The sequence below is a fragment of the Sphingobacterium populi genome (genome assembly GCF_001586775.1).
Taxonomy (GTDB): domain Bacteria; phylum Bacteroidota; class Bacteroidia; order Sphingobacteriales; family Sphingobacteriaceae; genus Sphingobacterium; species Sphingobacterium populi.
On sequence record NZ_LQXS01000003.1, the window covers coordinates 83,367 to 96,417 of the forward strand.

General features: G+C 39.1%; 10 protein-coding genes. 9 read left to right on the top strand and 1 reads right to left on the bottom strand.

Annotation, left to right across the window (positions count from 1 at the left end; translation table 11 throughout):
* Window positions 1–583: 583 nt before the first annotated feature.
* Window positions 584–1,024, bottom strand: coding sequence for an acyltransferase family protein (locus A0125_RS16635; protein WP_066754470.1), 441 nt, complete (start codon window positions 1,022–1,024; stop codon window positions 584–586).
* A gap of 192 nt (window positions 1,025–1,216) precedes the next feature.
* Here A0125_RS16635 and A0125_RS08100 point away from each other — a divergent pair, with 192 nt between their 5' ends.
* The 9 genes from A0125_RS08100 (at window position 1,217) to A0125_RS08140 (ending at window position 13,043) form a co-directional block, all read left to right on the top strand.
* Complete coding sequence (locus tag A0125_RS08100) at window positions 1,217–2,293, top strand: DUF4886 domain-containing protein (RefSeq protein ID WP_066754472.1); 1,077 nt, start codon at window positions 1,217–1,219, stop codon at window positions 2,291–2,293.
* 355 nt (window positions 2,294–2,648) lie between these two features.
* Window positions 2,649–3,404, top strand: coding sequence for a DUF3575 domain-containing protein (locus tag A0125_RS08105; RefSeq protein WP_262507285.1), 756 nt, complete (start codon window positions 2,649–2,651; stop codon window positions 3,402–3,404).
* A gap of 86 nt (window positions 3,405–3,490) precedes the next feature.
* Window positions 3,491–4,873: a nucleotide sugar dehydrogenase gene (locus tag A0125_RS08110; RefSeq protein ID WP_197464829.1), complete on the top strand. Its 1,383-nt coding sequence runs from the start codon at window positions 3,491–3,493 to the stop codon at window positions 4,871–4,873.
* Between the two features lie 8 nt (window positions 4,874–4,881).
* A complete protein-coding gene (locus tag A0125_RS08115; protein ID WP_066754478.1) occupies window positions 4,882–5,790 on the top strand; it encodes an NAD-dependent epimerase/dehydratase family protein in 909 nt (302 codons plus the stop codon).
* Between the two features lie 33 nt (window positions 5,791–5,823).
* Window positions 5,824–6,798 carry an MraY family glycosyltransferase gene (locus A0125_RS08120; RefSeq protein WP_066754480.1) on the top strand — a complete coding sequence of 325 codons (975 nt, stop codon included), beginning with the start codon at window positions 5,824–5,826 and terminating at the stop codon, window positions 6,796–6,798.
* Window positions 6,799–6,800: 2 nt separating this feature from the next.
* Complete coding sequence (locus A0125_RS08125) at window positions 6,801–7,241, top strand: cupin domain-containing protein (protein WP_066754484.1); 441 nt, start codon at window positions 6,801–6,803, stop codon at window positions 7,239–7,241.
* Between the two features lie 104 nt (window positions 7,242–7,345).
* Window positions 7,346–9,322: a nucleoside-diphosphate sugar epimerase/dehydratase gene (locus A0125_RS08130; protein ID WP_066754486.1), complete on the top strand. Its 1,977-nt coding sequence runs from the start codon at window positions 7,346–7,348 to the stop codon at window positions 9,320–9,322.
* Window positions 9,323–9,581: 259 nt separating this feature from the next.
* Window positions 9,582–11,177 carry a tetratricopeptide repeat protein gene (locus tag A0125_RS08135; protein ID WP_066754488.1) on the top strand — a complete coding sequence of 532 codons (1,596 nt, stop codon included), beginning with the start codon at window positions 9,582–9,584 and terminating at the stop codon, window positions 11,175–11,177.
* A 447-nt stretch (window positions 11,178–11,624) separates the two neighbouring features.
* The gene (locus A0125_RS08140; RefSeq protein ID WP_066754490.1) at window positions 11,625–13,043 is read left to right on the top strand and encodes an exopolysaccharide biosynthesis polyprenyl glycosylphosphotransferase; all 1,419 of its coding nucleotides are present in this window, start codon (window positions 11,625–11,627) and stop codon (window positions 13,041–13,043) included.
* Window positions 13,044–13,051: the final 8 nt, after the last annotated feature.

Here is a 13,051-nt window from a genome sequence, read left to right on the forward strand (position 1 = left end):
AACTCTTAAATAGGTTTCTTTTGCTTGTAAAAAAGCACACTATTTATAATTGGTGTTCTTTTTGCCACAATATAAATAAGAATACATAACCCTATTGTGAAAACGAAATTGGCAATATCTGCTATTACTAATAGCTTATAGCTAGATTGAGGGATAAATTTCCTAGAAATCTTGTATAAATTGGGTTCTATAAGAGCGTGAAAGCATAAAATGAAAAGGCTTGCTTTTCCGCAAGCTACAAACACTAATTTTAGTGGAGTAATGCGGCGTAATACGTGTTTGGAAATAAAAAACACTAGATATATTCCACATGCGACTGACAAAAGGGTGAAAAAGGTATTCCCGAAGATATCTGCAACGATATTTAAACGGATGTTCAACGTATTTTTAAAGTACATAAGTAGTCCATAGCTGAATAAGATTATAAGAAATATTACGCTATTATTTACTAAATAATCTTTAAGGAGAGATTTATGTTTTTTAAAAGTGTATCCAATAGCTAAAAAAAGTACGACGTAAATATAAGTGTAAGCATATAGATAATCTATCTTGAATCCATTTGCAAGAAAAACTCCAATCAAAGCTAAAATAGCATACAGTAATTTTTTTTACTGTGGGATTCCCATGCGGACAATATGATATGGAAAATTACTAATCCAAAATAGAGACTAATAGGAAACCACATTGGTAGCAAAAAATCTTTAAATTTCAATGTTGTTAATGCTTCAAGTGCTTCGTTGCGAAAGCTAGGCTTGATTGCGGAGTAGAATAGAAAAAGCGAAACTATAAGTACTATAGCAGGTTTCAGTAAACCATTTGTTTTATGTTTTATAAATGCTTTTAAATCGGGATAAAAGCTGAACAGGTATCCTGAAATAAAAAGAAAAAGTGGAACTTTAAAAATAATCAAGTAGGAATTGAAAGTGCTTATAGATTCATAGGTGTCACTTATTGTAAAGTGTGACAAAGTCATCAGGAGAATGCTGATCCCCTTGGCAATGTCAATAGTTTCGTTTCTGTGCATAAAGATTTATTGGTTTCAAATATAAGCGGATCACGTAGCATTAGCAAATCGATTGGCTAGATCAAGTCCTTTTTTGCTTACGTATTAAATGAAATTAAGTAACTTCGTGCTATTCTGAAATCTACTGTTTAAGCATCAATGAGTGTAATCTCTTTCCTTCGGTTTTTTTTCTTTTTTGTTATCTTATCATGTGTGTCATGCAGAAAAGACAATGTAGATTTTCCTGAAGATCTAACTGTTGAGTTAAATAGAACACAGGTCTCTTTAGGTAGACAAGATACTTTGAAACTATATGTGAGAAACATTTCACAGAAGGTAAAGAAAGATTCTGTTTTTTGGAAACTTGATAACAGAGCTGTGTTGACAGTATTAGCGATCAAAGGTGATACGGTGCTCTTGAAGCCCAAGGCTGCTGGTCAAGCAAAGATTTCTGTCGGTATTCCATCTTTAGGTTTTGAATCACAATGTATTATCAATGTTCATCAAGAAGATTTAATACGCATTTTAGCTATTGGTAATAGCTTTTCAGAAGATGCATTAGAACAAAATCTTTATCAATTAGCATCTGCAAATGAGAAGAAAATTATTGTAGCTAATGCATTTTATACCGGGGCAGACTTTAATTTTCATGTGCACTCTGCACAAAATGACATTCGATCTTACAGTTATAGAAAAATCTCAGCTTCGGGACAACGAACGGTTACGGAAGGTATGTCACTGAAAGAAATTATCGTCGATGATTACTGGGATTATATAAGTTTTCAGCAAAGAAGTGATGACTCTGGTATTTATGAAACATTTGTTAATGGCCTTCCAAAGCTAGTGGACTTCGTCAATATGAGAAATGACAGGTCAACGACAAAGTATATTTTGCACCAAACGTGGTCCTACAGCGACGGCTCGCCACACTTAGCTTTTAATAGATACAAAAACAATTCGTTGGTTATGTATGAGGCTATTGCGGGAGCATATATGAGGACTCAAGCCGAACTTCTTCCTAATGCTATTGTTGTTCCTAGCGGAACCAGTATTCAGAACTACCGCCAAAATATTCAAAGTAGCATTTTAACGAGAGATACTCAGCACCTCAATGCTTTGGGGAGATACATTGCTGCTGCTACTTGGTATTATACTCTTTTTGATAAAGGGCATTCCACTTCTTTAGCGAAACTTTATCGGCCCAGCACAATTTCGCAAAATGTTGCAAACAATGCTGAAAAGGCTGTAAGAAGGGCTATTGATTTTCCATTTTCTTTAAAAGAGTTTTAAAAAAATAACCGTTATATTTGACGTTAATTTTCACGCAACTAGGTATGTTAATTTGTGTTTCTAAAAAGTGTTTTTACTCCTGAAATTTTAACATTATTTGTTTTACGAACGAAAAGATTGTGTTATAGATATGGTAAATTCGTAGATTCAATCTGATTGGTAATGATGCCGGTGATTGATTACAATCTACGAAAGACTTCCCTTGATTGAGAACTGAGTCGACATTTAGTCATATGACATATTTAGTTGAGTATGACAAAATAAAATTATAAATTACCTTTTAACAAAAAAAGCTTATTGCTGACCTGCTAAATATAGAGGTTTGATGATTTTTAATGAATTCTATAAGATGAACATGAAGAACTATAACTTAAAGGTTTCATTCTTAAGTTTACTATTGCTAATGTCAGTCTCGGTTCAGGCTCAGCAGAAACTGTTTGATACGCACCTTTTTAAAGTTAACTTGCTTCCGATTGCGCTGCGAAGCTATAACATATCTTATGAAACGACTATTAGCGATCATTGGTCCTTTGCTTTAGGTGTTAATGTTCGCCCAAGTCAAGGTGTTCCATTTCAATCTGAAGTTGAGCGTTATTATACGGATAATGATGTACGCCTTAGCAACCTCATGGTATCACAATATTCTATTGTTCCAGAGTTTCGTTACTACTTCACGCCATCTAGTGCGTTGCGAGGCTTTTATTTGGGTACATACTTTCAATATGCCAATTTTGGAGTCGACATGCAAATTGATTACACAGGGCGTGGAAATGGAGTCAATCCCTCTGAGTTTGATTTCAAAGGGCCAATCCATACATATACTGCTGGTGCATCAATTGGTCGGCAGTGGAGGTTCGGAAAGGCATTTTATCTAGATTGGACAATTCTAGGTGCTAGTTTCGGTATAAATAGTGGAAATATAGTGGGGATTAACAGAAATAATCGTCCTTTGGATGACTACGAGCAACAAGTTTTTATTAATAAACCAAATGAGTTTGACATACCACTTGCGAATGTTAGAGTTGATGCGGAAAGTGATCAAATATCAATTCGCACTAATGGTCTATGGGCTGGTGCTAGGTTTGGGTTATCTATAGGTTATCGCTTTTAATTATAGCCTTTACTACACGCCTCTGTTCAACTTACAGCAAAGTTTAGATTTCATTAAATAAGTCAGGTCTATTAAATAGATATATCATGATTAACATACAAAAAATTACTTGTATAGGTGCCGGCTATGTCGGCGGTCCCACTATGTCTGTGATAGCGCAGAAAAACCCCAATGTCGAAGTTACCGTTGTGGATTTGAACCAGCAACGGATTGCCGCTTGGAATGACGAAAATTTGGAGAATCTTCCGGTTTATGAACCCGGTCTGGATGCAGTAGTTGGGGAAGCACGTGGCCGGAATTTGTTCTTTTCTACCGACGTAGATAAGGCTATTGATGAGGCGGATATGATCTTTATCTCTGTCAATACGCCTACAAAGACGTATGGTAAAGGCAAAGGACAGGCGGCAGATTTAAAATATATAGAATTATGTGCCCGTCAGATTGCTACAGTAGCCAAATCAGACAAGATTGTGGTAGAGAAGTCGACCTTACCTGTACGAACTGCAGAAGCACTAAAAAGTATTTTGGATCATACCGGCAATGGTGTCAACTTTCATATTCTTTCTAATCCTGAATTCTTGGCAGAAGGTACGGCGGTAACCGATTTGCATAATCCGGATCGCGTATTGATTGGTGGCGAAGATGCCGAAGCGATCGAAGCGCTAGTGCAGGTCTATGAAGCTTGGGTGCCGAGAGAGCGCATTTTAACCACCAATTTATGGTCTTCCGAGCTTTCTAAGTTGGTGGCCAATGCATTTTTGGCGCAGCGAGTCTCCAGTATCAATGCCATTTCTGAGTTGTGTGAAGTCACCGGTGCAAACGTCGATGAAGTAGCACATGCTATTGGTAAAGACAGTCGTATAGGCTCTAAGTTCTTAAAAGCATCGGTAGGCTTTGGCGGGTCATGTTTCCAGAAAGATATTCTAAACCTAGTCTACATCGCGCGTTCTTATCACCTAAACGAAGTGGCTGATTATTGGGAACAGGTGATTTTGTTAAACGATCATCAGAAAACACGCTTCGCCGAGCGAATCATTAAAAACATGTACAATACCGTTAATGGAAAGCAAATCGCATTCTTAGGTTGGGCATTTAAAAAAGATACTAACGATACACGTGAATCGGCGGCTATCTATGTGGCGGATCATCTGTTAGACGAAGAGGCAAACATTATCGTCTACGATCCAAAAGTATCTGCCGAACAGATCTACCGTGATTTGGATTATTTAGGTACGCGTTCTCCAGAGGAGAATCGCCGTTTAGTAACAGTAGTAAGTACAGCGGATCAAGCAGTAAATGGCTCGCATGCAGTGGCCATATTGACGGAATGGGATGAGTTTAAGCACTACGATTGGGCGAAGATTAAAGAAAATATGAAACGTCCTGCATTCCTTTTCGATGGTCGGAAACTGCTTCATGGGGTTGAATTACAGAAAATAGGATTCTCCTATTACGCGATAGGCGAATAGCAACTGATATGATATATATTACGGGAACTTCTGGCTTCGTTGGAACAAATCTTTCAAGATACCTCCGGGCGAAAGGTCATAAGACTAGTGCCATCTTGCTTCGCGATGTAGCGTGGCAGTCGCAGAATTGGACAAATCCTACCGCCATTATTCATCTGGCCGGCAAAGCGCATGATACTACTAACACCTCTGCTGAAGAAAAGTATTATGAGATAAACCGTGATCTAACAGTTGAAGTGTTTGAAAAATTCTTGCAATCCGATATCCGCGATTTCTTTTATTTCTCTTCCGTAAAAGCGGTAGCAGATACGGTTGATGCTGTTTTACTAGAGGACGCTATAGCTAATCCACTTACACCTTATGGAAAATCCAAGCTGGAAGCCGAAACTATCCTGTTGAAAACCCCGTTGCCAGAAGGGAAAAGATTATTTATCGTCAGGCCGTGCATGATACATGGGGCAGGGAATAAGGGAAATCTAAATCTCTTGTATAAGGTAGTAAGTAAGGGGTTGCCCTGGCCATTAGCGAGCTTCCATAATGCGCGATCCTTTATCAGTATAGATAATCTCTGTTATCTCATTGACCAAATAATTAATAAACCGGAAATACCCTCGGGTATTTATAATTTTGCGGACGATACTGTCTTGTCTACCAATGATGTCATTACGATTACTTCTGGAGCTTTAGGTAAAAAAGTGAAACTATGGAAAACACCTAAAGGTCTTGTAAAACTATTGGCCAAAATGGGTGATGCTTGTTCTTTGCCTCTGAATTCTGAAAGACTTAAAAAGTTGACGGAATCGTACGTGGTATCCAATCAAAAAATTAAGGATGCCTTGGGCATAGACAAACTACCGCTTACTGCTCAAGAAGGAATGGAAAAAACAATCCGCTCATTTGTAGATAGTAAGGAGTAATTCTGCTATTTTCGCTAAACACCATCATTTAACATGCCCTACATTCTGCTACTAGCTGCATTTATCGTATTTGAATTACTGTATTTTCGTATTGCCGATCATTTTAATATCATTGACAAACCCAATGAAAGATCGTCGCACACAGAAATAACCCTGCGCGGTGGAGGTGTAGTGTTTTATTTTGCAGCTCTGGTATATTTTGTCGCTTCGGGATTTTCATACCCTTGGTTTTTTCTGGGTCTAACTCTGATGACCGCCGTTTCTTTTGCAGATGATTTATTAACGCTTTCCAACAAACTACGATTAGTAATCCATTTTTTATCGGTTCTATTGATGGCATACCAATTAGAATTATTTGCTATGCCGTGGTTTTATTTACTCGCAACGTTTGTACTGGTTGTTGGTGTTATCAATGCATATAACTTTATGGATGGTATCAATGGCATCACGGCGGCATATAGTTTGGCAGTCGGAGGGCTTCTGATGCTGGTCAATCATACTGTAAGCTTTATTGATCCAGATCTTTTGTCGTATACCATGCTTGGGGTTCTTGCTTTTGCGTTCTTCAATTTCCGTAAAAAGGCCAAATGCTTTGCTGGAGATGTTGGTTCGGTCGCAATTGCTTTCATACTAATATTTGCACTGGCACAATTGATATTATATACAGGAAATTTTATTTATCTACTTTTCTTGGGAATTTATGGAGTCGATGCGGTCTGGACGATCATTCGCCGGCTTTATCTAAAGGAGAACATATTTCAAGCTCATCGATCGCATTTATATCAATACCTGGCTAATGAAGCGGGTGTTCCAAAGCTATGGGTTTCGGCGATATATGGTATTCTTCAATTTATGCTCGGCTTAATAGTTGTTTATGTGACTAAATTTGATGTTAGCGTACAAATTTTGTTTTCAGTTGTGTCATTATTGGTACTAAGTATAGCTTATCTCTTGCTTAAGACATATATAATTAAGAAACATATTCGAAGTAACCAGCAGAAAAGATAAAGATGCAAAATTCAGATTATAGTTTTATCGCAGGTGGGATCGCAAAAGACCTCCGCGGGCAGATTCGCTTTGTCAATGCCTTTGACATGACGCAGGTGAAGCGGTTTTACCTTATTCAAAATGCTGACCTTGAGGTGATCCGAGGTTGGCGAGGGCACAAAATCGAACAGCGGTGGTTTTATGTGGTATCAGGCGAGTTTTCGGCGCGCTTAGTCAAGATTGATGATTGGAAGAGCCCTTCTCCAAACCTACCTGTCGACGAGTTCTTACTCAGCGCTTCCGAGGGCCAAATTTTGCACGTCCCAGCAGGCTATGCTACGGCCTTTCAAGCGACAGAGAATAATGCTGAGCTATTGGTTTACGCTGATTATCCAGTAGACCATGCGGCATTGGACGATCACCTGTGGCCGAGTAATTATTTTGTGGGAGAAAATAACAAATAGTCTTACAAATATCAGCAGGCCTTTTACTGTTTATTTTCATATCTTTACGTCTTTATTACCCGTTATTTAATCTAGTGGGTGAAAATAATTAGCGGCAGATCTTGATGTTTTTAAGCTCGGATGTAAAATCAAAGTTATTAATGCACGGACCAAGGTGGTTGGTGTTGCTCATTGACTTTGTAGTTGTCTGGAGCTGTTTCTGTCTGAGTTATCTGCTCATCATGCGGTTGGTAGGAAAGGTGAATATCAGTACGATGTTGAGTCAATCTGTTGTAGTATCGCTGGTATATTTTATTTCCTTCCTCGTTTACAGGCCTTTTAAAGGGATTATTCGTAGAACGAGCCTGAATGATCTTTTCTTGATCGGGAACAGCATATTACTTTCTATGCTAGTTCTTTTTGTGTCGGCGTATAGTGTCGATTCGTTTTTTTTAAATCAGACATCATCACGTACAATTAGCCATACTATTTTTCATTTTTCCCACACGCAACTTCTTTTACACGGTATGATGGTGGGAATTACTATGAGTGGGTTGCGACTGCTATATCGTGAATTGTTTCACCAATTGTTTTGGTACAACAAGGAGAATGCGATTTCAGTTATACTTTTTGGTGCGGGTAATATGGGGCATAATACGTATAACATGCTGCATTTAGGGTCCAGAAATAGGTATCGGGTCGTAGCCATTGTGGATGATAATCCCAAACGTATTGGGAAGCACATAAATGGTTTGCCAGTTCGCCCCTTAAGTCATTTATCGTATGATTTGCTAGGGCAGATCGGTGGAGCGCAAGAGCTTATTATCGCTATCGACGATATAGACCCTGAACGACTGAGTCGAATCTCTAGTGTGGCAGAGAAACTTCCATTGAAAATCAAGGTAATTCCGCCTTCCTCCAAATACATCGAAGGAGCCGTCGCAGCGCAGCACATTCGAACCTTGAAAATCGAAGATCTGCTTGGAAGAAAAGCGATTAATATCGATAATCCAGTCGTGTCCGAAGCATTTCAAGGAAAAACAATACTCGTAACTGGTGGTGCCGGTTCTATTGGTGCTGAATTGGTGCGGCAGATTGCTCGTGCTGCTTGCAAGAAATTGATTATTGTAGATCAGGCTGAGTCTGCCCTTTACGATGTACAACAGGAGCTCAAGCATCTAAACCGACCCCAGGACATAAAGCCTGTGGTAGGTGATGTGCGAGACGCTGTTTTTATGGAAGCTCTATTTGAGGCTGAGCGGCCAGACATCATATTCCATGCGGCGGCTTATAAGCATGTGCCATTAATGGAGGAGAATCCATACGAAGCGGTCTGGACAAATGTGGTTGGTACAACGGTGATTGCGCGATTAGCGGATAAATATGAGGTCGAAAAGTTCGTAATGGTTTCTACCGACAAAGCCGTAAACCCTACTAATGTGATGGGTGCTACAAAACGAATCGCGGAGGTGTATGTTGCTGCACTGAATAGAAAATCCAAGACCCCCTATATTGTGACTCGGTTTGGTAATGTGTTGGGGTCTAATGGCTCTGTGATACCACTTTTTGAACGACAAATAAAAGAAGGTGGGCCTTTGACAATTACACACCCCGATATTACGCGGTATTTTATGACTATACCAGAAGCTTGTCAATTGGTGCAAGAGGCTGCCGTTATGGGTAAGGGAGGAGAGGTGTTTGTGTTTGACATGGGGCGGCCAGTTAGAATTATGGAACTGGCAAAGAAAATGATTGCCCTCAAGGGACTTCAGTATCCTGTTGATATTGATATCAAGATTGTTGGTCTTCGTCCAGGCGAAAAAGTTTTTGAGGAACTGTTGGCGAATGGTGAAAATACGATCAAAACATATCATGAGAAGATCATGATTGCTAAAGTCAATACGGACGACCTCGCTGAAAGATATATGGAGATCGAGGAGTTATGCAATTATATAAAATGCATGCCTGCAAGCTATTGTAATATTGAGTTGGTGTCAAGAATCAAGGCTATTGTGCCAGAATTTAAATCGCAGAACTCAGAATTCATGGTATTGGATGATCCCGAGTTTCTTAACGTGGTTCCGAGTGAGAAATCTGCCTAGATTTAGCTTTTCTTTCGAAATTAAATCGTTTTTTCTTCCTCAATAGTTTTTTCTGATTGTTTGTAACAAGTTTTTGATTTTCGATCCACAATAAGTATCATTGTAATGTCAACCTTTGAAAAGAACAGCATTATACATGTCCCGTTTTCTCTACGTGATAGCTTTTTTGTTGTGCAATGTTAGTATACATGCTCAACATAAATCCTTATCGAATAAACCTAATAGCGTAGGTAGCTTATCTTCTCTAGAGTCTGTATTAATGGATCAAATTTATCGATCCAAAGATAGCGCAGCGACAGCCGAAAGCCTTAATAACCTTCTTCAAACAGCGAAGACAAAAAATAGTGCTGAACTCGAGATAGTTCATGATTTACTTGCGGCAGATCATTATTCTCGTATGGCGGACAAGGTGAATGCTAAATCTGACCTTTATTATAGAAAAGCGCTATTATCCGCAAAGCGCCTTGATAACAATGAGCTTATCGTAATAGTGCTTATTCGACAAGGATACTATTATTTTGTGTATAGGGAACTGGAAACAGCGACTCCATATTTTTTGCAGGCAGGTGAATTGATCGGGCAGGTGGATTATAAATCGGTACCTCTATTTGCCCGTCATATACATCAAATCTCTACTTTCTACGGGTACATCGGTAACTATTCCGGCGCGATTAAATTATTACAAGAAGGCTTGCCTTATTGTAAAGATGGCACATCTCTACACATCAGTATGGTAAACTCCATGGGTGTATATAGCGAAAAACAACAATTACTTGGCCAAGCAGTAGTTCATTTTCAAAGAGCGCTGGGTGTTGCGGAGCGTAATCAAGATAGTCTTTGGATGGGGATCGTCATTGGTAATCTTGCTTCTATAGAAGAGCAGAAGGGAAATCCCTCAAAAGCTATTCGCTTGCTACGAGAAAATGTACGATTGTCGGTCAAATACCATGAGCATCTAGATGCGATGCGATCCATGATCAAATTGGCTGAAGTATTGATAGACGTTGGAGGGTGGCAAGAAGCGGAAGGATATCTTGCGCGCGGTGAGCAGTATGTAAAGGCAAAGCCCTTTTTTTTACCTTTCAAAACTCGGATAGCAAAGTTGCATTCGGAAATTGCGCGTATAAAGGGAAATCAGACCGAAGAATTACGGTACTTAAAGGCCTACGTGCATTTTGATGATAGCCTACGTGCTACAGAACGTTACGACGAATTGCAACGCGCGTATTGGCAGTGGCAATCAGACGATTTTCAACGATCCCTTGCTGCGTCTGATGAAGAGCGAAAAACAACCTTACTATTAGAGCTTACCTTTGGCCTTCTCGTGACCTCCGTTCTAATTATCATTATACTACTTCTCAATAGAAGCAAGAATAGGTTGAAAATCAAATCCACTCTATTGGAGAAGGAGCAACTAATCCATGCTATGGAACGCGAAGTGCTGAACAAAGAGTTAGAGACGATCACCAACTCCTGGAAAGAGGCTGACGAAAAATCAAAAGAAAGTAGTACGCTGATCGCGGGTCTGCAAAATGATCTAGAAAAACTTGGTAAAGAAAATATCAACATCAAAGTGCGCTCTGCAGAAGCGCTAGATGAGTTGCTGAAAGAGCCTATTATGACCGATGATAGATGGACCAAATTCAAGCTTACATTTGATCAGGTATTTCCGGATTATTTAAAGAAGAAAAAGCTGAAATACCCCCGACTTACAGAAGGTGATCTTCGACTTCTTGCGCTAATAAAATTGAATTACAGCAATATGGGAATGTCTACTTTGCTCGGTATTTCGATGGATGGCGTGAAGAAAGGAAAACAGCGTCTAAAGAAGAAGATGGAAGATCTTGCTAACTGAAATAGTTGTTACGACACCAATGTTGCTAACATATCGAGTTGTTTTTTGTCATATTCATAATAAAAGCAATAATATATTATCTTTTTATCATCACTTCATGGGGTGGACAATAGGTGGACACTCTCATGAATGAATACGTACCCAGCCCTGTTTAAACGTATTCTTTTATTATTGTCCCTTAATTGTCTACCCTTCTTGCTTCGAGAATCGTTGTTTGCGCGAAAATCTGCATGTATCTTTGGGAATCGAATCGAGATTAGGATTTGAAATGCATGTGTGGTCGTAATATCTCCATAATATTGCTGATTATTCATAGTGTTTGACTTTAGAATCGGTGTTTGACATAGTTTTTTTCAGAATGTTGTTGAAAATGAGTCTTATATGCAATGGCTGTGGTGTAAAAAACGAGAGTTTTGAAAAATTTATTCACTAAATCTTTAAATAAGTATGTTTAGGTATGTTCAAAATCGAGTACTTGTCTACTTGAGAGCCTTTTGGATAGCAACAGATTTTGTTTTTGTGAATTTGGCATTTCTCTTTGCTTTCGATCTGGCGTTAGAATTGAATTTGATAAAATATATTGATAAATCATCGTCCTCTTTTCAATCCTTATGGATGATGTATAATTTATTAGCTGTCCTAGCTTCACTACTTTCACATCTTTACCGTGATATTTCGATGGAGCGCTTGGAGAATATGTTTCGAGCGACACTTCGCGGCGGTGCCGGATTGATCATTTCGTTTGGAATCTGTGTAATGTCTGGTTTTCAGTTGGCGCATGCATGGCCTTTTGTTGCCATTCTTTCTGTAGTGCTAGCTGCCTACTTCATTGTGTCTCGTTTTTTCATGACTTACATATATCCAGCATTTGCCAAGAAATTTAATTGGTCCAAGCGAGTTGCTATTATTGGTCATGGCGATCATTTGGCTCCTGTAGCAGAATATTTTGATAGACAAGGTGACTTTTATAGCATCAATACGATTGGATACAAAGATCCGGACGCGCTGCAAAACAAAGAAAAGACCTTGCAGCGATTTAAGGAATATTTTGAGACAGTATCCAAAGATGGTATCCACGACGTGTTTTTGGTAACTACGCCCGAGGTCAGTGCATATACTGAAGATTTGATTGTAGCTGCGGATTTCCAATGTGTACAGCTAAACTTTGTTCCAGCGATCAGTGCAAGGATAACTTATAACGGAAATGAAACCACACAGGTCAAGTTTGATCTGCCCGTGCTTAAATCGCATGAAGAGCCCATGTCTACCATGGAAAACCGTTTTAAGAAACGGCTAATTGACTTATTCATCAGTAGTATGGTGATTGTCTTCATCCTAAGTTGGATGATTCCTATCATTGGCTTAATCATCAAGATTCAAAGTCCGGGGCCAATCTTTTTTAAGCAACCACGTTCTGGGAGAAACAATCGGGCTTTTGGTTGCTATAAATTTAGAAGCATGGTGGTGAACAAACAATCTAACGCGCAACAAGCCAGCAAAGGTGATAAGCGAATTACATCGATTGGACATTTTCTGCGAAAAACGAATCTGGATGAATTTCCACAATTTATTAATGTGTTTCTAGGACAAATGAGTGTCGTAGGCCCAAGGCCACACATGTTGTCGCACACAGAGCATTATAGTCAACTGATTCAACATTATATGGTTCGCCACTTCGTGAAACCGGGAATTACAGGTTGGGCGCAAGTAAACGGATTCAGAGGAGAAACTAAAGATCCGGCATTAATGGCCAAACGGGTAGAATACGATATTGAATACTTAAGAAACTGGTCAGCCATGCTTGACTTTAAGATCGTATGCATGACGGCTATTAATATGATAAAAGGGGAAGAAAACGCTTATTAACATCTATT